28 protein-coding genes are annotated in these 22,789 nt (G+C 34.2%); 1 reads left to right on the top strand and 27 read right to left on the bottom strand.

Annotated features, from left to right (window positions below):
- Position 1: 1 nt before the first annotated feature.
- The 3 genes from ACE04G_RS13040 to ACE04G_RS13030 form a co-directional block, all read right to left on the bottom strand.
- Positions 2–493, bottom strand: coding sequence for a hypothetical protein (locus ACE04G_RS13040; RefSeq protein ID WP_449004191.1), 492 nt, complete (start codon positions 491–493; stop codon positions 2–4).
- Positions 494–783: 290 nt separating this feature from the next.
- The gene (locus ACE04G_RS13035) at positions 784–1,086 is read right to left on the bottom strand and encodes a hypothetical protein (RefSeq protein ID WP_449004192.1); all 303 of its coding nucleotides are present in this window, start codon (positions 1,084–1,086) and stop codon (positions 784–786) included.
- Positions 1,087–1,122: 36 nt separating this feature from the next.
- Positions 1,123–1,308: an aspartyl-phosphate phosphatase Spo0E family protein gene (locus tag ACE04G_RS13030; RefSeq protein ID WP_449004193.1), complete on the bottom strand. Its 186-nt coding sequence runs from the start codon at positions 1,306–1,308 to the stop codon at positions 1,123–1,125.
- Positions 1,309–1,472: 164 nt separating this feature from the next.
- On the opposite strand from ACE04G_RS13030, the gene ACE04G_RS13025 reads away from it, so the two are divergent.
- Positions 1,473–1,718, top strand: coding sequence for a helix-turn-helix domain-containing protein (locus ACE04G_RS13025; protein ID WP_449004194.1), 246 nt, complete (start codon positions 1,473–1,475; stop codon positions 1,716–1,718).
- A 383-nt stretch (positions 1,719–2,101) separates the two neighbouring features.
- Here the strand turns inward: ACE04G_RS13025 and ACE04G_RS13020 are convergent, their stop codons facing one another.
- The 24 genes from ACE04G_RS13020 to ACE04G_RS12905 form a co-directional block, all read right to left on the bottom strand.
- On the bottom strand, positions 2,102–2,833 hold the full coding sequence (locus tag ACE04G_RS13020) for a hypothetical protein (protein WP_486094493.1): 732 nt from the start codon (positions 2,831–2,833) through the stop codon (positions 2,102–2,104).
- A gap of 153 nt (positions 2,834–2,986) precedes the next feature.
- Positions 2,987–4,045, bottom strand: coding sequence for a hypothetical protein (locus ACE04G_RS13015; protein WP_449004196.1), 1,059 nt, complete (start codon positions 4,043–4,045; stop codon positions 2,987–2,989).
- 568 nt (positions 4,046–4,613) lie between these two features.
- Complete coding sequence (locus ACE04G_RS13010; protein WP_486094491.1) at positions 4,614–5,036, bottom strand: hypothetical protein; 423 nt, start codon at positions 5,034–5,036, stop codon at positions 4,614–4,616.
- 198 nt (positions 5,037–5,234) lie between these two features.
- Positions 5,235–5,477 carry a GIY-YIG nuclease family protein gene (locus ACE04G_RS13005; protein WP_449004198.1) on the bottom strand — a complete coding sequence of 81 codons (243 nt, stop codon included), beginning with the start codon at positions 5,475–5,477 and terminating at the stop codon, positions 5,235–5,237.
- A 221-nt stretch (positions 5,478–5,698) separates the two neighbouring features.
- A complete protein-coding gene (locus ACE04G_RS13000; RefSeq protein WP_449004199.1) occupies positions 5,699–6,439 on the bottom strand; it encodes a barstar family protein in 741 nt (246 codons plus the stop codon).
- 164 nt (positions 6,440–6,603) lie between these two features.
- Complete coding sequence (locus ACE04G_RS12995; protein WP_449004200.1) at positions 6,604–7,443, bottom strand: HNH endonuclease; 840 nt, start codon at positions 7,441–7,443, stop codon at positions 6,604–6,606.
- Between the two features lie 187 nt (positions 7,444–7,630).
- Positions 7,631–8,626, bottom strand: coding sequence for a phosphotransferase enzyme family protein (locus ACE04G_RS12990; RefSeq protein WP_449004201.1), 996 nt, complete (start codon positions 8,624–8,626; stop codon positions 7,631–7,633).
- A 182-nt stretch (positions 8,627–8,808) separates the two neighbouring features.
- Entirely contained in the window at positions 8,809–11,052 is a 2,244-nt protein-coding gene (locus ACE04G_RS12985; RefSeq protein ID WP_449004202.1) for a protein kinase domain-containing protein, read from the bottom strand.
- 196 nt (positions 11,053–11,248) lie between these two features.
- Entirely contained in the window at positions 11,249–11,680 is a 432-nt protein-coding gene (locus ACE04G_RS12980) for a hypothetical protein (RefSeq protein WP_339183149.1), read from the bottom strand.
- A 318-nt stretch (positions 11,681–11,998) separates the two neighbouring features.
- On the bottom strand, positions 11,999–12,382 hold the full coding sequence (locus tag ACE04G_RS12975; RefSeq protein ID WP_449004203.1) for a hypothetical protein: 384 nt from the start codon (positions 12,380–12,382) through the stop codon (positions 11,999–12,001).
- A 275-nt stretch (positions 12,383–12,657) separates the two neighbouring features.
- The gene (locus tag ACE04G_RS12970; protein WP_486094489.1) at positions 12,658–13,422 is read right to left on the bottom strand and encodes a restriction endonuclease; all 765 of its coding nucleotides are present in this window, start codon (positions 13,420–13,422) and stop codon (positions 12,658–12,660) included.
- Between the two features lie 162 nt (positions 13,423–13,584).
- Positions 13,585–13,875, bottom strand: coding sequence for a hypothetical protein (locus tag ACE04G_RS12965; RefSeq protein WP_090808356.1), 291 nt, complete (start codon positions 13,873–13,875; stop codon positions 13,585–13,587).
- Between the two features lie 200 nt (positions 13,876–14,075).
- Complete coding sequence (locus tag ACE04G_RS12960) at positions 14,076–14,420, bottom strand: hypothetical protein (protein WP_449004205.1); 345 nt, start codon at positions 14,418–14,420, stop codon at positions 14,076–14,078.
- 255 nt (positions 14,421–14,675) lie between these two features.
- A complete protein-coding gene (locus tag ACE04G_RS12955; protein ID WP_449004206.1) occupies positions 14,676–15,485 on the bottom strand; it encodes a hypothetical protein in 810 nt (269 codons plus the stop codon).
- Between the two features lie 196 nt (positions 15,486–15,681).
- A complete protein-coding gene (locus ACE04G_RS12950) occupies positions 15,682–16,143 on the bottom strand; it encodes a hypothetical protein (protein WP_449004207.1) in 462 nt (153 codons plus the stop codon).
- A gap of 180 nt (positions 16,144–16,323) precedes the next feature.
- Positions 16,324–16,530, bottom strand: coding sequence for a hypothetical protein (locus tag ACE04G_RS12945; protein ID WP_449004208.1), 207 nt, complete (start codon positions 16,528–16,530; stop codon positions 16,324–16,326).
- Position 16,531: 1 nt separating this feature from the next.
- Positions 16,532–17,209 (bottom strand): FRG domain-containing protein, encoded by a 678-nt coding sequence (locus tag ACE04G_RS12940; protein WP_449004209.1) that lies wholly within the window; start codon positions 17,207–17,209, stop codon positions 16,532–16,534.
- A gap of 167 nt (positions 17,210–17,376) precedes the next feature.
- A complete protein-coding gene (locus tag ACE04G_RS12935) occupies positions 17,377–18,735 on the bottom strand; it encodes a hypothetical protein (RefSeq protein WP_449004210.1) in 1,359 nt (452 codons plus the stop codon).
- Positions 18,736–18,889: 154 nt separating this feature from the next.
- The gene (locus tag ACE04G_RS12930) at positions 18,890–19,285 is read right to left on the bottom strand and encodes a contact-dependent growth inhibition system immunity protein (RefSeq protein ID WP_449004211.1); all 396 of its coding nucleotides are present in this window, start codon (positions 19,283–19,285) and stop codon (positions 18,890–18,892) included.
- 164 nt (positions 19,286–19,449) lie between these two features.
- The gene (locus ACE04G_RS12925; RefSeq protein ID WP_449004212.1) at positions 19,450–19,752 is read right to left on the bottom strand and encodes a hypothetical protein; all 303 of its coding nucleotides are present in this window, start codon (positions 19,750–19,752) and stop codon (positions 19,450–19,452) included.
- A gap of 235 nt (positions 19,753–19,987) precedes the next feature.
- Positions 19,988–20,584: a GNAT family N-acetyltransferase gene (locus ACE04G_RS12920; RefSeq protein ID WP_449004213.1), complete on the bottom strand. Its 597-nt coding sequence runs from the start codon at positions 20,582–20,584 to the stop codon at positions 19,988–19,990.
- 263 nt (positions 20,585–20,847) lie between these two features.
- A complete protein-coding gene (locus tag ACE04G_RS12915; RefSeq protein WP_449004214.1) occupies positions 20,848–21,270 on the bottom strand; it encodes a GNAT family N-acetyltransferase in 423 nt (140 codons plus the stop codon).
- A gap of 221 nt (positions 21,271–21,491) precedes the next feature.
- The gene (locus ACE04G_RS12910; RefSeq protein ID WP_449004215.1) at positions 21,492–21,890 is read right to left on the bottom strand and encodes a P-loop NTPase family protein; all 399 of its coding nucleotides are present in this window, start codon (positions 21,888–21,890) and stop codon (positions 21,492–21,494) included.
- Positions 21,891–22,288: 398 nt separating this feature from the next.
- The gene (locus ACE04G_RS12905; protein WP_449004217.1) at positions 22,289–22,582 is read right to left on the bottom strand and encodes a hypothetical protein; all 294 of its coding nucleotides are present in this window, start codon (positions 22,580–22,582) and stop codon (positions 22,289–22,291) included.
- Between the last annotated feature and the right edge of the window lie 207 nt (positions 22,583–22,789).

Below are 22,789 nucleotides of genomic sequence, written 5' to 3'. Positions count from 1 at the left end.
TTTAAAATACAGGAACTTCAACAGAATCTGTACCCATAACTCTTTGATCATTTTTTTCTTCTGATCCGACCTCAATACCAATCGACTCAGAGGTGGACTTCCCCTTTTTATCCGGAATTAATTCGATCACAATCGTTCCACTACCTCCGCCATTTGCTATGTAATTTCGTTCTCTCCCAATCTCAATCATCGTTCCCCATGAAGAGTCATCAGAAGAATTCATCCAGGTGGATACATACTCAGCAGGCTTCAACTTCGATTGATGTTCAGGATAACTGCTGGTGATACTGGAGACACTCCATTGATCAGGGATATAAAATGCAACACCACCCCAGTCAGCGGGGTCAATCTCTACATGGGCTACTATTTTGATATGATCAATATGCTGCTTCTCACTCTCAACGAATATCGATCCTTGTGTCATTGTCTTTAAATTCGTTGATTTGGCATCCAGATCAAAGTTTTTGACGTGAATGATATTTCCATTAACCACTGGCTCATTGGCTCTATTTTTGTTGGTATTTAAAAAAAAAAATTAACACAATCAAAATAAACATAAAAAGCAGGATTAAGTATTTAGATCTTTTTTTCATATAACCATACCTCACTTCTGCCTTTGTTTGTTTAAGCTTAACACATACTCAAATCCCTCCTCTCCTTAATTTAGAATTTGGAAAAGTAGAGCATTAAAACCGGAGCCGAAGCGATAGATTCACGCTTCGGCTCCGGTTTTTAAGTTAAGTTCGAGGTAGCTTCCCCTGACTTATGGGTTCGCTTAGTGGATCAAGCCTCAGTATCGGTCTCCTCTGGCATCGACTGACCCAGCAAGGATACTGTGAGCTGAATGCCATCTCGTAGTCCCTGCATATACAACCTCTCATTTTCTATGCCTTTGCTGACAATATAACGATTCTCCCACTCGGTATATTCAGGTGTTTGCTCGACATCTTTACCTGCAAACAAAACTTCAAATGCTTCGTCTGTTCCCCCACGTACTCGACTCAGTTCAGGATCTTGCTCGATCCGAGAAGACACCTCATCCAGCCTTGCCTGAATCGCTCGTTGCAACCACCGTGGAAAATCCATTGCTTCTCCTCCCCTACGCATTATGTACCTCGCTCATCATCGTACCCCTCGACTATGCTTCGCCCTCATTTCACTAACTCGTGCCACCAGTTCGTCCACCCTTCGGCTCTGTTCCTGAACCTCAGGGTTCTCCCACAACGGAATCGCTTGCTTCAAGGATGCCTCACCAAGCTGATTAAGCTTGCGCCGTTCCTCTTCCAATAAGTCAAGCAACCGGATCATACATCCACCTCTCTGATGGGTCTAAACTGCGTCATGTCTTGTTAATGCTAGACGTGAGCAGTGACTTTTAATGCGATTATCGGTTTATTTTATTTTAATTCGATATCCACATTAAAACAACCATTATTTCTCATACAATTTGGTTGAAATGAGAGGTGCACATAATGAAGCATAGACAAGAACCACCTGGTGACAAAAATATTATCGGCTCACGAGTCGTATCTATTCGTAAAAGTAAGGGCATCAAACAACGAGAATTTCTCGCCAGATTGCAAACATTGGGTTTGGACATCAGTCAGACCAGTCTTTCACGTTTAGAGGGTCAGTATCGTCTTGTTCAGGATTATGAAGTAGTAATGATTGCGAGAGCTTTGGAGGTTTCTGTGGGGTATTTGCTTGGGGAAGAATAAATTATTTTCTAATTTTATGTATTTAAACCTTAATTTCCTGTAAACGAATGCATTTGATTATACACACGAAAATATCCACTCTTTTACCATCTTTCCGATTGTTATATGCATTAAAAAAGCCTGCCTAAAACTCGACAGGCAACTTAATACTGATTGTCTTATTCCCAGGCCATTGCTTTTGGGACGGATATATACGAAGATTTCTCAATGATATGAGGCATTCTCTAGAAGCTCTCTATTTTCCTCAAGAAAGTAAATTGTTGAACCGACTAAAGAAAGTTTAAATACTACCTTTCAATTGTTGAATGAGTCTATTAGTTGATTTTTACTTTGTACTAATCATTTGAGAACAAAGAGCTAAATCTACCAAAGCATTTAAATATCTATTTAGCTTCTCTTTTTGATAACATATCTTCTATACAAAAATCATCATTTATTTTTATCACAAACAAAATCAATAATCTTAGGAAGATCATATAGTTATACTCGTGCGTTTTATCATTCTCAGTACTTTTAGGTTGAGTATGGCTATATCTATTCCTTAAATCCAATCCGTTGTTAAACTGTGACTTATTAAGCGTATAATTTACATACTCTTGCTCAGGTTTTGACAACAACGAACTTTCAAAAACAACTACATTCTTTGTTTCAAGTTTATCCAAAGCATTTCTCATTTTTAGTGAAGCTCGCCAATAGTTAACTACCTCATTAATATATAAATCTTTTATTACCAAAACCACAGACTCATCTTCAAAAACAATGAATCCTTCTTCATTATTCTTGAGATAGTTCTTTTCAATCAACCATTCAATTTTGCTATGAGAGTATTCTGGATAATCAGCTAACTTGAGAGGTTGATTGCATAGTAATTCAAAGTAGTTATTGTAGCTACTCTGATTTTTTTTACTATAGCCAAGTCCACTTTGATCAGAAAAAAAGAGAAAAGATGCGTAGTCAAACTCCTCGCCTTTACCATAAGCATACTTTTTATTTACTAGTGAAGGAATGTTGCTATATATAAGATGTTCAGAGCGTATTTCAAGTAAATCGAAATCAACTATACCTTCTTCAACGTATAAAATAAATTGTTTTAGAACAGACTCTACCGCTGGCATTATATTAGTGCACTTCTCGAGTAATGTAGAGTGATTTGATGGCATATTAATATCAAAATCTGATACTAAGAACTCATTCCGCAAGTATTCTTTAAAAAACCATTCAATTACTAACTCAATACGCACTCCTAGGCTAGACAGTTCATTATAATATCAGTTTGTTTGTAATAAAGATAATGAATCCTTTTGATTAAATACCATTCCTGTCAAATAAGCATTTCGAGAACGAGAATAAAGAATTTTTTCCATTACCCCCATTTGATTAGGTTTGTTTACAAAGTTACATCTCATTTGATAATCAACAAATTCGAATAAATATATAAAGTTATTTAATAGTGTTCCATAATCGGTATTGTTTTCAAACCATTTTGTACTGTACATAGTCTTTATTGAAAGCCCATCTATATTAGAAATAACAACTTCTTCCTGATTTTTAGAAAAACCTACGGTAGTTTCGACTAGCATCCCCGAGTCTTCAGGAAAAAGTCTTTCTTCTTCTTTTTCTACTCTTTTTTTCGCGGTTAATATAGTTCTCGGTGAGAGCAGAAGTTTGTCTTTATTACTTTGTACATTCACAATAAGCCGCAAATAATTCAAATTAGGACTTTCGCTATTAATGTAATTAAGAATGATTCTTTCTTTATCCAAGTATGTTAGCTCTTTTGGGAAATTCAACTTTTCTTTATCTGTTGTATGTTGCATTTCATATTCATCTAACAGTAGTTCTGCTACTGAATGATCACTCAACATATATTCCTTAATAACATTACCAAAGTGTTCAAATAACGTTTTGTGCCTTAATAGTTGATATAGCCAAATATTATTTTCGGTTAAAAATTGATTAAAGCTTAAATCAGTAATTCTTTCGTATACTTTGAATTTTTCAAAAAGTGCCCAAAAATCCTCTCTGTATTCTATTTCCAATTTATTATAAAAATCTGCTAGGTTTTCACTGTTAATGGAATGAAAAAAACGTCCAATCTTTTTGAAATAAATATTAACTTGCTTCTCATAGTTTTCTATCTCATTCGAAGTCCAAGTAAGGAGGTATAGCTTATGCTTAAAATATTGTTTTATATTATATATTTCAATCAGATCATTAATATTTAGTTCTTCTTTTTCTGCTCTACCCTCTATTAGATAATTTTCGATTTCTTTTAAGACAAACCCACTTGCCAAGTCATTTCTTGAATAGAATTTAATCTCTCTCATAATCTAGCCCCTTAAATTCTATTATTTCGAATATTTTTATAAAAAAAACTTTGAATATCTTTTTCTAATATAAAACTATAATAATTTAAAGTGTAATTCTCGCAAGTCATTTGCTATAGTCTTATATCTTTAATAATCTCCATTGATAAAATCATCGTAAATAAATCTAAACAAAGTCGTAAATGAATGCAAATAAAATAACTATCAACAATATAGAAAATATTGTTAAAAATGTAGTTAAATCATTAGTATATTTATTTAATATATTTGTATAGGTAGCAGAAATAATAGGCAAAATAATAGGCAAAAGAACAGGCAATAGGATAACTTTATGATAATATTCCTTTCTCATGATTCGGCGTATGCTGGCTGTCCGGCGAATACAGGACCACCCGCAGCTTGAATACTATTTTATACGAAGACCCAGGTTTGTTGTATTAGATCAATTGATCTTCTTCTCACTGGTAATTAGTTCTTGTTTTGAAATATTGTTTATTATTGTTTTTTCTAATCCTTTTTCAGGACAGTAAATGTAAAGGGTTTGAGTATACAAGTTATCTAAGATATCTTAGTATTCTAATATGACTTGCTGATTGTTACTCAAAAATGATTGACTATGCATATAGCTAATGGTTATTATCATTATTCCATCTTTTTCTAAAGACTTAGTTTCTTCATGGAATGGTGTCAAGAATTCAGCTTGAAAACTTTTCATAACTATAACTTTTAAGGATATGATTGGTCCTAGACCAATATTTTTAATGTTTAATATTATATCATCTTGATAAGTATGCTCTTCTAATCGATGGTCATCAAACATAACAGCTAAGTAGCTAATTGCCCCCTTAGAATCCACAGAAAATTCATTTATGTAAGCCCTAACGCTCAATCTTCGCTCTTCTTCTATCTTAATTTTCTCATTATTAAGTTGATACCTTGTTAGGTCATTTGCTTCCTTTTGGGTCGTTAATTGTCCTCTAACACCTTTCATACTCATGTAAATACTAAAATAGGTTATTAATCCGCCAATAATGGTGCCATAAAATCCGATCCAATCATTTGATATAGTAAATATCCACCACGTTTATAGACACAATCAATCCAACGATAAAAGGAGATAACGAATAACAATCCAGATCTTTCGAAGAAGCTTATCTTGTTTCTCGTCCATTAATCTCATCCTCAATTTTTAAATGTGTTGTGTCGTTTTGAAGTGTTGCTTTAATCTCTTTTTAAGATTCTCTGCTTCACCTATGTATATGCGTTCATTATAGTTGTCGTTGTTAGGTAAAGATTTTAGAATGTAGACTCCTGGTCTATTAAATTCGGGTCGCTCTATGATTTTAGGCAAAGAAGAACGCTGTGAATATAAAGCCTTACCTGACCAATTACCGATTTCAATTGTTCTAGGCCCTGTTTCTGACCCATCCACAAGAAATATAGTTAGTTTTTTTTCCCACTCTTGGTTTCCCCTTTAATTTTATTTCTCATGACGTTTCTGTATTCATGAACCCCACAGGGATTGTCTGCTGAAATTGCTTCTCCGCATTCCTTCAAGCAGACCAAGGCTCCATCGGAGCCGCAGCGTGAATATTATGTTATAAGATGTCGGTGTCTTCTTCGATTAACTTTCAAAAAATCACTTTTTTTGTTTTAAAGTTTGATTGTAACATTATGTTCGTTAAGCAATTCAAAAATATTCTCAATTATTTCGCATTTATCAGCGAATCCATTGATTTCAATCGTAAAAGGTGGTTTCACACCAAAATCTCCGCACAAGCAATCTGACAAGCTGTCCAGACATCCGCCGAAATAACCTCCAGGGCCATTGATGGATTCACCCAGCGCGAAATAAAAAGAAATCTTATCTATGATATGTCGACCATCAACATAATACGTTTGATTAATGTCCTGAATATTACTGGAGATTTTACAACAATTATCGCGATTTCTGATTATCTCCATCCAGATCTCGCGCTGGTGGTTAGTAAATTGAGACCAAATATTCTTTTGTTTTAACTCTCTACCAAGATCCCAGAGTCTTAGAATTTCCATAGAAAGAGCAATTGGAAGATAACCAGCAATATTAACATCTCGCCCATCTTTTAAATCTGAAGAAGTAAATACTTTCTTAGTATTCAATACAAAATAATAATCACCTATCTTATTACTACAATGATCTAAAATAAGTATGTATATATTACTTATGGGATACTTTCCGTTTGAGCAAATCTGTTTAAAGTCAGCGCTGAAATGAAAATTAATAAAACTGAGATCGTAGTAATCCTCATCCGCAGTTTCACTAATGTTCGTTTCTAACAATCCAGCAATATTATCGCAATGTCCGATAATTAAACTGCCATCCTCGTTGAATAGACTATATTTGTAATTCATAGATTTACTCCTATGTATTTGCATTAATTATGGGTTTACTCTTTACGCCGATTTCTTATAACGTTCTTGTATTTACGACTCGACCCATGTCGAGTGTCCGGCGAATGCCGGACCAAGGACGAATGTCCGCAGCATGAATATTATGTTAGGCGATGTCTAAATCTTTATATTAATTTTTCGAAAAATTCTCTTTTAGATTCTAATAATTCTTTATTAGGATAATAACTTCTGTTATTTGGAAGCTTAATTTTTACTCCTTCGTACTTTTTATAATCTTCATTTTTTATTTTTGAGCTAATGTGAACAATGTAATTCTTATCAATGTATAACAAACCTTTATCGTAAAGTTTATGGAAATCAATTCGTAGTAGTAGACCATTCGAGGGTTTATTAGAATTTTTATTAATATGACCTCTAATATGAGCTGCTTCAAGTAAAGGTATACATTCTTCTCCGGTTATACAACATTTCTGAGAGTATGCATCCATGAGTTCCGCACGAAATTTAGGTTGACCTTCTCTAACTTTGATGCGACTGTCTCTATATTTTTTCTCTCCAATATATTCTATAAGTCCATTCGAATCTTCAACGTACTCAATTAGCTCTTCTGTGTAATTAGATCTGATAAATATTATTCCTATTTTCTCAAAATATTTTCTAATCTTCTCTTTACCTGATGTTGAAATTCTCCAATAGCCTTGCTCATTAATGTGATCAAACCATTGGTTCTTTTTTTTATCTTTATTAGTAACTCCTCTTAAATTAGAAGACTGGAAATCAGAAATCTTTTTTATATATTCTGGATCATAAATTTTTTTTAAATTTTCTTCTATGTTTTCTAAATGATGATCTTCATCATTTAAATCAGACATTAGAAACATACAAATCGCTAATCTTTCTTTAGCTTTGATCTTTTCTTTTTCATTAATTTCAATTTGCTTTCTAATTAATTCAGCGATTGAGTCAGAAATACTAACGAACGACTTGATATAAATTAAATACATAATCATTCACCTCTTTTTTAGATTTCGCCTAACGTTCCTGTATTCACGACGCGAGCCGACCTTAGATAACTCTTATCTTAGGTCGGCTCGTGTGTCGTCCGGGTTATCTCCTATGATTATACATCTGGACGACCAAAGGGCGTAAGCCCCGAAGGGTGAATATAATGTTAGGCGATGCCGCATTGAACTACCTACAAAAATCCATTTCAATATAAGGGATATCATTCTCGATATTATTCAAATAAAATTTCAATGCTTCCTTGTCCCAATCACTCCAGTTGTTATAATTATGAAAATTATAACTTCTATAAATCGCTGAAACTACTCCAAACTGTCTAAGATTAATAAAATCAGGTATTAATTTCAACCATGCATTATCAATTGTATTTTCTTTTACATACCCATCCATGAAATTATAATAATACCTCTTGGTTATCTCTAACCTTTGTTTTCCATCTACTACCCAAGGGATCGGAATTTCATAGAATAAAGGAATAGCAATATCACTAACAAACCAACTGTATTCGGCTTCATCAAAATCAATAAAGACTACATCATCGTCTATGTACAAATAATTCCCATGATTTAAATCTCCATGGATAATTCCATATGAATCAGTATTCTTGGGAAGCCGGCTGAGTTCATTTTTCAGAATTTCGTATTTGTCAATTACATAAGAAAGTTCCGCGGGTAAATACTTTTTCATATTGATAAGGAACTCTTTTTCATGCCATTGTCTCCTGTTTAAATCATCTATTGGATTTAATTTCTTTGAAAGATTATGCATTCTTCCTGTATAATTACCAACTCTTTGATAGAACAAATTGCTTTCTTCAGCAATTCTAGCCTTTCGTCCACTAGAAAACTCAAAAGAAGTTGCATAAAATTCCCCATTATCTATTTTCTCTACAAATCCCCCATCAATAGAGTTCACAGCTTTTGAAACAGATACATTATTTTTAGACAAGTAATTAATAAAATCAATTTCAGATAAAATCTCTTCTTCACTTCGATGTGATTTATGTGTTACCCGGAGAACAACACTTGTTTCATTTGACTTCCCAAAATAAACAAAGTTTTGAAATCCTTCTAAATCTTGAAGACTTGATTCAACAATATTAAACTTTTGAGCCGCCTCATTAAGCACTTTCAAGGTAAAAAGCTCTTTAACATGCTTTTCCATAAAGTTTCTTCCTTTCTCTTCGCAATTTCGCCTAACGTTCCTGTATTCACGACCCAACGAATGTTGGGTGACCGGCGAATGCCGGGTCAAGGACGGATGTCCGCAGCGTGAATATATTGTTAAGCGATGCTTCTCCTTGTATCTTTTTTGCTTTATAGATACATTTTTAAGATTCAAACGCTTTATGATGGGTATTTGTTCATTTTTATTTCTATCTCTTCATACTTCTTTTCGACATCAAAGCGCATCAAATCAATAAAATCCCAGTCACTAATTATTTGCTCTTCATTGCATTCAAGATGATTTTCCCATGCTTCAAGTAGAGTAAAATATAAATATTTGAATTCTCTGCTGTCATTCTCAATATACTCCAAGTCAGGCATAGTATTAATTACCGGAAACTGTTTTTGATGGAGTTTTAATTCATTTTTATTTGAAGCTAATTGTAATCGGTCATCAAAATCTATACATATACGATCATTTTTTGTGGCTATATTTATTAAGTCTAAAAGCTCTTTTTTCGAAAAAATATGAGCTGGTTGTTTTGTCCTAAAACAAGTTACTTCAAAATGCATATTAAATGGAATATCAAATTTATTATTTTTTAAATGGGAAAAGTGATTCTCAATGATTTCAACATACTTTAGAACTAAATTAAAATCGTTTATTCCAAGGCAGTCCTCAAAAATCTCATCTGCTTTATTCATTGCCTCGTACCAACCTGTAGCATAGTGTACTAATTCGAAGTTTTTAGAAAAATAATAACGTTTTTCTATAAGGTCTTCTTCAAACTTAATATTATAAATTATTTTACTTTTATTAGATGTGAGAGATAATAAATTCGGTATATCCAAGGCAGCCTTTTTTTCTTCCCATAATTCTTTGAAATTTTGAAGCTTTAACTTAAATAATTCACTTTCCTTTTTTCTTTTTTCTTCTAATCTCTTCCGTGCCTCTTCCTTTCTTTTTTCTGCAATCTCTGGATGCTCTTGCTCAAACTTTAGCCTATCTATAAACATCTGAATATAATTTCTAAAATCTTCTGCAGTACCACGATTATGCCTAGCATCATAAGTTGAAGAAATTGAATTATAGTAAGATCCTTTTGCAAACAGAACAAACCCTCCGCTGAGATGTAAACATATTTGTCTTCCAACAGTTAACTTTTGGTCTTCATACTCTAAATATTCTCCTGGCGATATTTCAACCAGTTCTAAATCGTATAATTTTTCATCTGTGTATCTTTCAGGAAATGGTGACTCTATTTCTTCTGTTTCTAAATAAAAATAATTCCAATCGAAAGAGGCATCAAAAGTGTTTAAAGTTAATCTTTTAGGTTTTAGTTTCAACAAATATCCGACTTTTAGTTCTAAAAATCCATCTTCATTTGAAGGTCTAACCTCATCTAAATCCATGCCTCCTCCTCCAGGAAAAAACATATGATTTAAATTGGTATTTGAAATGATACTTAATACATTGCAGATATCTTCAAGCCTTGTCCACGATATTTTTTCAGGCAAAGTAAAAGGTATAATATCTCTTAAATAAAATTCCCACTCTAATATGTTACGTTTTTTATAATTCTGATTTAAAATAAACCATTCCTCTAACATTTTTTTAAATTCTATTGCTACAGGTCTTTCACTAGGTGTATTTGAAGTTGATTCTTTTAACAATGTATGAAGAGTAACTGTAAATTTCTTTTGATAAGCTTTAAAACATATTTTTGAATCTAAATTGAAATCATCAACTTTATGCGAATATTGACCGTCAAATCCGTCTTTTACATCTGTTAAAAGTATCCATAGTGTTTTAGCTAAAGAGTAAATATCTGCAGGTTTACCATCAGACTGTATTGCATTTCTTTTCATTTCAGGGGCGATAGTATTTCTCGGACCTACAGACTCGCCTTTTTCTGTCAATTCAGTTTTTTCAGGATATTCTACTAATCCAAAATCTCCAAAAGCCCATTTATCTTTATAGTAATAAATATTACTTGGCTTTATATCTCTATGCACAATGTTCTTTTCGTGTAACGAAACTAATATTTTGCTTAAATCATAAACGCACGAAATGACATCTTCCATGCTTTTATTGTTTTTTTTACTTAATGGTATGGCTATCGGCATTGTATACCAAGGCCGATTATCTACAGCAGGTTTTTCTGGAAGGTAAATATCTATTATAGGTATTATTCCTGTTATTTTTTTTTGGTTTTCTTTTACTACGTAAATTTCATCTTTAAATCGACTATATTTTTTATTAAAACTCTTATTATCTGACACTACCAACATCTTCATTGCAAAATAATTATTATCTTTTTGAACTTTGAACACATCTGCATTTCCACCAGTACCCAAGTGACCGATTATTTTATAGCTATCAATAGTCCTACCAAACATTTTTTTTATTTGAAAATTTACCATATTGGATACTCCTTTAATGTCACCGTTTTAGCTTCTGTTATTATAGTATTGTCTCTTAGAAGTTTCGCTTAACGTTCCTGTATTCACGACCCGACGCATGTCGGGTGTCTGGCGACTGCCAGCCCAAGGACGAATGTCCGCAGCGTGAATATTATGTTAGCTGAAGTTAATGTCCTCTATGAAATATCCTCAAATTCTAATGATTTTCTTCGTTTTCTTCTTTATAAAAGCATTCTCCGTTCTTAGATCCATATGTAATTTTCGAGCCGAAGTCTTCGTAATAGACGACTTCATTAAAATCAGAAGGTGTTGTTCCTCTAATTTTCTCTAGCAAAGCTTTTGAGGCTTCCATTGCGTTTGGTTGATTTTCATTGCTATCATAACCAATCGCAGGTCCTGAAGGACCTTCATAAACCATAAAATTCCACTTACTTGTATTATGGCTTACTTCAATTAAATAATGGTACGCATCTTCAGCATTATCTGACTTATAAAAGGGTTCCCCAAACAAAGTAAGAAGCGATCCTCTAAATTTCGCACTTTCTTTACCTTCGAAAATGCCGGTATCCAGAAATTTCGAAAATCCTAATGTTTGATCTTCTTCAGTAATAGCTTTATAGGTATACATTTCGCTTAGTTCCTCCTTTAAGGGATTATTATTTATTGAGTCATCTTGTTCAAAGCTCTTTCGCGTATCATCCGATCATCCCAACAGAATTACTAAATCAATAAAGTTATTAACTTATACATGTTTATCCTTTCTAAATCTTAGTAAAGGGTTTATGACGGTTCTACATTAATTTCAGCTAACGTTCCTGTATTCACGACCCAGCGCATGCTGGGTGTCCGGCGTATGCCGGGCCAAGGACGAATGTCCGCAGCGTGAATATTATGTTATCTGTTGTTGAATTTTCTTTGAGAACATTTTTTTTAGTTTGCTATCTTTTTAGTTGTTTGCTTCTTCCCATGGTTCTGGTTGATTACCTAAAACTAGCAAGCTTACATATTTCCCTCCGTACTCGTCTGTCATTTGTCCGATCGCTTTTCTTTCTACCCATTCATTACTAAACAAGAGCTTTTCTTTGCTCTTAATTTTAATTATTTGACCTTTTTCAACTTCTGCAATTCCTCTTATAACCCTAAAATACCTGCTTAGTTTAGGGTTATTGAAATCACTTAGAAATCCTTCATAAATCATTTGGACGAAGTATTCTTTATCAAATAATTCAATTTGCTGGCTTTTTAATTGCTGTTCGTAATGCGACACTATCATTGGCTCTGGATATAAAGATTTTATTAAGGCTGCAGGAGAAATTCTTATTAAATACAATACAATTTCTAATATATCATCAGTTATCTTTAGTCCTTTTTGAATTTCCTCAATTTTTGGAATAAACTTGATGTGTTATTAATCCATCATAATATTCACAACCTAATGCGCCGGTCATTATAATACCATCGAGTAAAAAACGAAATAGTTCAACGAATATATCATCAGTATTTTTATTAATGTAAAATAAAGCTTCCTCGCAACATACAAATTTCTTTTCAATTAATAATTGGATCTCTTTATTAAATTCTGTTTCTTCACAAGTGACATACTTATCATTTATAATTTTTGTTAATTTGTCTTTTGTTCACTTCTCCGTTTTCTAACATGAGTTCTGTCAAAATTGCTTTTTGAATAAACATAGATCTTCTTTTCGCTTTTTGTTCTTCTTCTATATTCACATAAGAACCTGCAGAAAGAGACTCTTCTACCATTGAAAGAATATGAGCGTCACTAGTCTTTAATACCTCACCACTCGAATCGAGCAATGTATATTCATCATTGTTGAATGCAATAACAAAATAAATAGAATTCCTATAATAACAAATATCAATCATGCGAATTGCTCGATCCGTAAAATTATTAATGATACGAGTAACATTCTCTATATCAGCAACATTATAAAGCTCTTTAGCAGTTTCTAAGAGATTTTCTCCAGTGATTAAAGCTACATTTTGTCTATGTTTCAATAGCTCATCGTAACTTCCTGATACATTCCCATTCACACCTGATAAAGCTATAAAACATCCTAGTACTTCACCTTTAGCTCTAGCTTCCTCCATGAAAACTTTCCCTAAAAATTTCATCCAACTCGTTGTATCAATTACTGACTTATAGGCTTTACATTCGCAAATCAAACGGTTCGTGTGATTTCCTACAATTCCAGGTCTTGAAAAATCCGCAGAAACGTCTATCTCCGCACCACCTGGACCTATATGATTTGTAACTACGTTATTATAGCCTTTGCTTAACAAGATACGCTTTGTAAGCTCTTCAAGTTGAGTTCCTTTATCATCAGAACTTTGTCCTAGAATAATCATCAATGAATAACCTCCAGAAAATTCGATTACAGATAACGTTCCTGTATTCACGACCCGACGTATGTCGGGTGTCCGGCATATGCCGGGCCAAGGACGGATGTACGAAGCGTGAATATATTGTTATCGGATGTCGGACACTTCAGTGGATAACATGCACACTAATTATCCCGCATAGTGTCCTCCCGATTCAATATACTTTTGTTCCTTTATGTAGCTCCTATAAATTTTTGAAACTACTCTAAGTGCAAGACCAGAATTTGACCATTCCCCATTACAAGGAGTAATTAAGATTGCTTTAATTTTTGCTCGATTCTCATCTTCTGTTAAAGAGTTACTTGTTTCACTTAAATCTATTTCTATTTCCCCTTCGAAATTATTGAAGTTCAAGCCATAGTTATAAATCGCTTTGCCATCTATGATTTTTTGTAATTTGAAACTTACAGCTAAACCCATAAAGTAATTTCACTCTTTTCATTTTCTATAGTCTCTTTGTCCGATTTCCGATAACGTTCCTATATTCATGAACCCGTAGGGTTGTCTGCTGAAATGCCTCTCCGAAATCCATACTTCAGACCAAGGCTCCAGCGGAGCCGCTGCTTGAATATTATGTTATATGATGGGGATGCCTTCTTCGAATTTCCTACGATCTATTTTTAGTATTCTCCATTGTATTCAATAAATCTGGTTTGATTAAAGAGTTTAATATGATATGGGGTATAAATATTCTTTGAATTTGGACTTAAGATTTCAATAAAACTAATTGCTGCATCTATATGGTCATCTGATGAGAAGAAATCTTCATCTAGGAATCCACTTAAGAGTGCAGCATCTCCTTTATATTTCAAACAAAGATAGCCATACCCAGGGTCAACTATAACTAAATTTATTATGTCATCTTCTTCTTGTTCTTTGTAGCTATCGAAAAATCTAACTGTTATGTCCTTATCTTTGTAATAAATCTCGGTGTCACAGGAGAAATTCTTATAGCTAAACTTCATTATGATATTTCTCCCTCTCTTATTTTTTAGCTGTTTTAAAAACTAATTTTTGCATCCCTTTCACATAACGTTCTTGTATCTACAAACCCGAGAGGCTTAAGGGAACGTAAGCGACCGGGTCGGACGACTTAGCCTCGCAGGGTTGTGATCTGTTTTCACTTCTCCGCCTACGGCTTCTTGCGATCTAAGGGCCTAATGGCCCACAGCGTAGATACAGTATTATCCGATGACTACGCTTCCTGAATAACTGAAAGTCTAAAATACTGATCGTGGTCCTGAGTATAAATTAGATTGAATTACTCTCTTGCTTTCTAAGTCATATTTATTCGTTACTGATTGTACTACGTCTTTAAACCAAGATGGACTTGTCGGAGACACATATATATCATCAATTAGTACTTCTAAATTACATTGAACATTTACTCCATACTCACTGAAAAACTGCTCATCAGGATCTTCAAAAACAATTAAGCGAAATTCATTTTCGTGACTAAATGACTGCCTCTTATAAAAGAGTGTCTCAATTGCGTTTTGACTCGCCATGTCTTGTAGGTAATTAATATATTGGACTTCTCCGAAAAACAAATCGTATTCATTGTGATCAAATGAGTTAATCAAGTTACTAATAGAAGTTTTAATAGCAATTCCATTTGAAGTCCCGAGATATAAGTCCCACATTGCCGCAGATTCTTCCTCGTTGAGATGCCAACAAGAGACACCAACATAATTAAGAATGTTTCTTGTTCTCTCAATAAGACTCTCTCTTCTAATATCAAAATCATATTTTAAATCGGGGATGTAAGAGTAAGGTTCCCCTATAAGATTCACAAAATCTCGCTCAGAATACGCACCCTCATATGGATCTCTAAAAAGACTAGGGTTTGAAAAAAATAACTCTTTTTTATCAAGAAGACTAACAAATTTTGAAAAATCCATGTATCGCCAAATGGAATTCTTATCTGTTATCACACCTCTATTATATATGTTATACTCCATGTTATAGTTTTGAAGAGATTCAAAACTATCTCTTACTTCAATAAAATGATGAATAGATTTATCTGTCATTAGAATTTCCCCTTTATTATGTTTTCGGAGGTTTCGGATAACGTTCCTGTATTCATGAACCCCGAAGGGCTTGCCTGCCGAAGCACTTCCCTGAAATCCATCTCGCAGACCTAGGCTCCGCAGGAGCCGCAGCTTGAATATCAAGTTATATGAAGTATCTGCCTTCCTAGCAATTCAAAATATATTCATTTCTTTTTCAGTTCTTTCTTAGCCTCATCTCTAAAATTTGAATACATTTTTTGACTGCACCATACCATCTATCAATGTCTCCAACATAATCACCATTACTGCTTTCTTGTTCAATATTTCTTACAAGTTCCTCCAATGCTTTCGTCGATCTATCAGAAATTATAAAAGCACCTGAAGCATAAGTTTTAAATATTTGTTGTTTTGAATTACTAAAATTCTTCCGTAGTTCATCATGGACATCACTATTAATTTTCTTAATTTGTATACCCTCATCAAATAGCTCGCTAAAGTAATATTGTAAATAGGATAGTTCTTCAATAATTTTCGAGTAAGTATCTGCCTTTCTTTCCCACCACTTTTGAGTATAAAATTGCTTCATTGATAATCTAACAGTAATAAATGAAGTTACAATAGATATTATTATTCCTGGAAGTATTTTAGGAATTATCACATCGAAGATAACGGTCATTTTTAATTCCTCCGTTGCTTGCAGGTATTTCACATAACGTTCCTGTATTCATGACGTCCAACGAAGTCGGATGTGTCCGGCGCATGTCGGACCAAGGGCGTATGCCCGCAGCGTGAATATTATTTTAACTGAAGTTAATCTATTTTCCCCGTTCTTCTAGATCAATTTCCATTTACTTAATTAAATAAATGCTTCATGAGTAATTGAAGTAATACATCCTATTCCATCCTTTGGATCAGCTGTACAATCTCGCAATAGAATAGAATATCCTTGGTCATACACAGGTGAAGGATAGATGTTCTCTACTGTTAGAAGCCGCCCCATTCCTAGCCATTCAATAATTGCCTCTGGATCTAACTGGATTACTAATTTCACCATTTCCGCCATTTCAGCAGCTTCTATTGTATTTACATTTCTTCCTTAACAAGATTGCATGTTGATTATGTGGTCTCAAAAAAACGGAGGGAGCTGCTGCTCTAAGATCAACAATTTCAGAAATGTTTCCTTTATAATATCCCGGTATCTTGCTGTGCCTTTCAACTGCATCAGAAAGCATCAAATATAAATATGTAGAGCCACTTTGTTTACTTATTCTCCTGACATATTCATGTCTTTTATTAGATTCAGGTCTTATATACTCATGAATCGAAAACCATAGTGCTACCCATAAATTATCAACTAAATCTAACCAGTCAGTTTGTATTCCATAATGCTGGATTAATGGTGCAATTAATTTATGATCCATTTTGTTTAATAAACGCATTTTAGAAGAAGTTTCTCGAATCAATGAATTTAATTTCTCTTGTCGTCGACTTAATGGTTTAAAGGTTGTTATTCCTCTATACAAACTAGGCTTCATAGATCCATACAGAGATGTCTGTCCTCGAAAGTATATGTTTCCATCTTCTTGATAAATATGCTTACAGTATCCGACTAGTGTATTCAGAGCATGAATACTATTCACTTTAAATATTGGAGCTTTATGACCACAATCGAATTCTATATATTTTTTATTTTCGTCTTGTAAAGCATCACGATGTTTCCAGCCTTCAAAAATTTTGGACATTAAATTCACCCCTGTTCTAATATCTTGCGCCAACTTCCTATAACGTTCCTGTATTCACGACCCGACGTATGTCGGGTGTCCGGCGAATGCCGGACCCAGGGCGTATGCCCTCAGCGTGAATATTATGTTAGGCGAAGATCACGTGTTCTTTAATTTTTATAATTATTTTACCAATTAGGTCTATCTTTTTGTGGAGTTTGCTTGCCTCTAATAAGATCATAATCATTTATCACATTATCAGTAACTTGTTTATATTCACTTTTCTGGAGTGAAGTGATTGCGAGGTCATGTAATTCTTCAATAGAAGTAATCCCTTTTTGATGAATTGTCATAATAGTCCGAATGATTAAAGAGTGTATGTCTTGTGACACAGACATTGGATTCTCTCCCTCAATATCTATGAAAGAAGAACCAGCGTGAACTAATTTATTTCGAATATTTGTATACAAATGTTCGAACTTCCTCAAATCTTTTTCATACGAATTAATATTACCTACAGAGGTAACAGCAGCAATGTAACTTCTATGTTTCCAGCCAGTCCAATTACGCTTAGGAGAACAAAGACCATCAAGGGAAAATACCAAGGACAAAAATCTTGCTTCATCATAAATCGTATAGAAAGCCTGACTCATAGAAATTACAGCACTTCGAACAGATTTTTCGATTTCATTATTCGTCTTACCTTTAAGTAGTCTCGCTAACCATTCAACCAAAGGATCAGATATATATTCCGCTTCTAGTCCTAACCAGTTATTCGTAGTTCTCATAGAATAAACAATATGAACTAATAATTTTTCTTTGTACTCTTGCTGTTCAGGAATGATATAAGCTGCCGTAAAACCATCGGCAAGTTGCCCCGCTCGATCTGGCAAATATTCAATTCTCTTATAATGACAATGAGTAATCCTCAATAAATCTAAGCCACGATCTGCTTGTTCACTTGCAATTCGAATCAGATTAACTTCGGAATTTATACTGTTATCCAAACCAACAAGATCAGCTTCATTTACTTCGATTGTTAATTCTACTAATGGAAAACGTAGTAAATCCATTTCAGTTTTTAACTCTTCACTCCATTCCTCTGTGTTTACTTCACTGTATAGATGATACGCGCCAAAATAATCAATCCATGGATTTTCTAAGTCATAAGGTGACCAAAACTTATATTCTCCTATTTGAAACGAATCTTCAATTTTGAGACTTCTGATTGGTACTAAGATATTACATACTGACTTTTGATCCATTAATACTACTCTCATTTTTTCATTTAATTCAGACAACTCACATTCCTCTATCTCTAGCCAACTGAATGTTTTTACAATGTCTGCTAATGCTTGTTGTGAAGAATACTCGTCTTTAGAAAACGTAATTCCATCTCCTTCAGGAAAAGCACTTGCCCAATACCCTAACTTTCTAAGTTCTTCAAGAGACTCACTCACTTTCACCTGTTCAGAATGATTCTTGGAAGGCCATCGCAAATTACCATTCACATTTTCATACGGGTGTAATAAAAAAGCTTTTTTCAAAAGAAACCTCTCCTTTTTTATTTAGTGAATTTCGCCTAACGTTCCTGTATTCACGACCCGACGTATGTCGGGTGTCCGGCGAATGCCGGACCAAGGGCGTATGCCCGCAGCGTGAATATTATGTTATGTGATGTACCGTACTTCCTGAATCGACTTACAAATAATCACTTCTGTATTTACTTATTTGCTCTTCTACTATGTTTCTCGCTTCTTCATAGGTTCTAATCAGTTCATCCAATTCGTTCTTTAATTCTTTATGTTCGTTCCAATATTCTTTCTCTACTTTGAGCACCGAACAAAATAAATCACCGGTGTACATATCTCCTGATTCTAATGGGTTCTGTATCAATTTCTCTATGGCTAATGGCAAAATTAAATCTAGGTTTATTTGTTGTCCGATCAAGAGTCTTAAATCTTCATTATTCAATTCGCAAAGAGGTTTTTTCCTTAATTGATGTACCTGGATCACTAATGAGGAAGCAAAATTCGGTTCATCCCAATATTCGCCTTCAAGCTCTTCAAGGGTTTTGGTTAGGTCCACTTGCTGCATGATTTCACCCTCTTAAATAAATGGTTTCCGGTATTTCACATAACGTTCCTGTATTCACGACCCAGCGTTTGCTGGGTGTCTGGCTCCTGCCAGACCAAGGACGGATGTCCGCAGCGTGAATATTATGTTAGATGATGTAGCCCTATTCCTTGAAACCAATTTTTTTAAAGTCCTTTAATTTCATTTAGCAATTCTTTCGCCATACTTAATACTCTTGTTTTATTCTCATCCAATTTCTTTTGTTTTATTTTCAACGCTTCTTCATTCCATAATTTATATTCATCAGGCAAAGGTATATCATTTAGATTGTCATAATATTCAACAAAATCGTACCAAATCAAATCATTCCCTGAGCTATACATGCCAGAGAGTAGATGACATCCTTGGTGTATGGGTATTTTTTCATTTATCATGTCCTCTAGCACTTTTATAACTTCTTCGATAGTCCTGTCATCTATGTCTGTCATGTCTTCGCCTCTATTACTATTATATTTTTATACGTTTATAAACGGTCTTAGGCTATTTCATCTAACGTTCCTGTATTCACAACGTCCGACGAATTCGGATGTGTCTGCTGAGTCCGCTTCCCTGAAATCCATCCAGCAGACCAAGGCTCCGTAAGAAGCCGCTGCGTGAATATATTGTTATCGGATGTCAATGCCTTCCTCGTTTTAACTCACATTTGTCCGGTGGAAGTCAGTTCTAGAGGTTTAACTCTTCTCTATGCTTTTCAACAAATTCATCTTTCGTTAATCCATACAAAATGAAGTCCATAAATTTGCCATTGATATAGACGACCTGTCTCCGTACGCCTTCCTGAATACATCCGAGATTCTCCATCATCTTTGCAGATGCTTCATTTCCCTCAAGAACATAGTCATTGAATTTATTAAGCCTTCGTTCAAGGAATGCGTACCTTAACAGAATCTTCATCGCTCTTGTACCATAACTCATACCACGATATTCTTTATCGATTACTATTCCGATACTGAACGTACCATTTCTTTCATCAATACTATTAAGATTGATACCTCCTATGCTTTCGCCTTCTAAGGTCTCAAGAGTAAACATTATTCTTCCATTTGTTGAGGAAAAATCAGCATTTTCCTCTGCAAATTTCTTTGAACCCGCAATAGTAGGCGGCAATTCTGTCGAACATTCTAGAAGACGACGTGCAGGAGTATCAAAATTACTAATATAATCTCCTTTCCAATCTGCTGAATGTATTGCACGTAATCTGACTTTATCATCCTGCCAAAAGTATTGACTGTAATCTATTTTCATTGAATTATCCTCCATCGTTTGACCCTCCTCAATTTTGGTTTTCGCTAATACAAATATTGTTTGCATTGATTTCCGATAACGTTCTCGCATTTACGAACCCTAAAGGCTTAAGGCGCGAATGCGCCGGGTCGTTTCGCCATTTAGCCTTGCAGGGTTGTTCGCCTGATTTCATCCACTGCCCAACCGCATCCGGCGAACCAAGGGACGAATGTCCCGCTGCGAAAATGTAATGTTGATGGCTTCTTTGAGTTATCTACACCTTGGTTTTAATGTCTTTATTAATTTCTTAGAAAGTCAGGCGTTCGCCCCATAAATTTGCCATTGTCCTTTACAAATTCATAACCTTCATACAACCCATGTGCATCCCTTGTTCCAAGAATACCAAATAGATTCCTATATTCTTCTGCTGTTGTAATGCTTTCAATTAATTTCTTGCCTATTCCCTTCCCTCTGTATTCCTCATCAATGAAAACATCGCATAACCAGTAAACGGTTGTGTAATCTGTAACCAATCTAGCTATCCCTATCTGTTTTTCACCCTTATAGACACCAATACATTCTGAGTTTTCAAATGATTTTCTAATTTTCTCTTTTGATCTTCTATTCGCCCAGTAGCTTCTTGACAAGAAGCTACTGATGGTTTCAAAATCCAATATTTTTTTGTCATCCGTGATAAGATATTCATCAAATTCTATATGCATGTCCAATTCCCTCTTTCATATGTAATATGGTTTTCCAGGTCTTCCGTCGATTTCTTATAACGTTCCTGTATTCACGACCCGACGTATCTCGGGTGTACGGCAAACGCCGGACCCAGGGTATGTCCCGCAGCGTGAATATGATGTTAGATGATGGATAAGTCTTCGTTGAGTTGCTCTCCAAATGTTCAATAGGGGCTCTTTTATGATTGACACAAAAGTATTTAATCCCAGTCCATATATGCTTGTATTTCTAATTCTTCGTCCTTACAGTCAGGACACTTTAGAAAACTTTCTTCTATTTCATCTAGCAAAGGCTTTTTAGGCATTTGCATATGACAATATGGACACTCAAGGTTATTTGTATAAGAATAATCTTTTGATGTTATATGCAGAAATGTACGATTTAATAAGTATCCACATTGTTGACAAACATAAAGCCCGTCATAACATTCAAAACTTGTATCTTCATCATTCATATATTTTAAGATTTGTTGCCGCCCTTCTTCTTGTTCATACCATTCCAAAATACTTTTCAAATCTATGTAGTTAAAACCAATTCCTAAAAAAACATTTTGATTGTAAGAGCACTGTTTGCAATCTAATGTATAAGCTACTCCCATATAAATAACCTCTCTCTTATTTTTTAAGAATGGATTTTACTTATCTTTCATCTAACGTTCCCGTATTCACGACACAGCGTATGCTGAGTGTCCGACGAATGTCGGACCCAGGACGAATGTCCGCAGCGTAAATATGAGGTTATAGGATGTCAGCATCTTCTACGAATAACCCCGCATCTATTCTTTCATTAGAAATACTTGAACAGGTCCATTCCAGCTTTCATTATCTAATATAAATTCTTTGTAATCCCCATCTGTAAACTCATTAATTACCTTGTTCCAAAATAGATTTGCTGGTCTATTTTGTGGAGTCTGTCGTATTTCCCATGTCCCTTTATAGGTATTGAAAATAAAATATTCTACTTGTTTTCCATATCCCTTATTTCTAAATTTACGCATTATAAAATAAAAAAATCACTAATTACATTTGTGTGGGTTGCCATACTTGCCTTTACATACTCTTTAGGGACATCCGTTAATACAAGAACGAAGCCAGCCAGCTCTCCGTTGATCTTTAAATAAAATGGCTTACGATATTCATCTGTCCACTGATGATCTAAATACTTATAAAGGTAGGCTCCATGATTATTCAATTCATGTCCATCAAATTCACTTGAGTCATATCTATAAAACTGGATCAAACTGCTTAAGATAATTTTATCTCCATATGGAACTTGCAAGATCTCCAACATGTTACTTCTCCTCTGTCTGCAATCTTTTATTTATTATATATATGTATATATGTTTTCTATTATCATTTTATATAAGCTTTAATTTTTTTGCTGATTTCCTATAACATCTAATCTATGTACTTCGTAAATACCACACATACTGCCTGATATCCAAACTACGTATATGATAACCTATACGGTGATATTTGCGAAGAAAAATTTGGTGAA

Source organism: Paenibacillus sp. AGC31, assembly GCF_057334655.1.
This window is presented reverse-complemented; position numbering and strand designations above follow the sequence as displayed.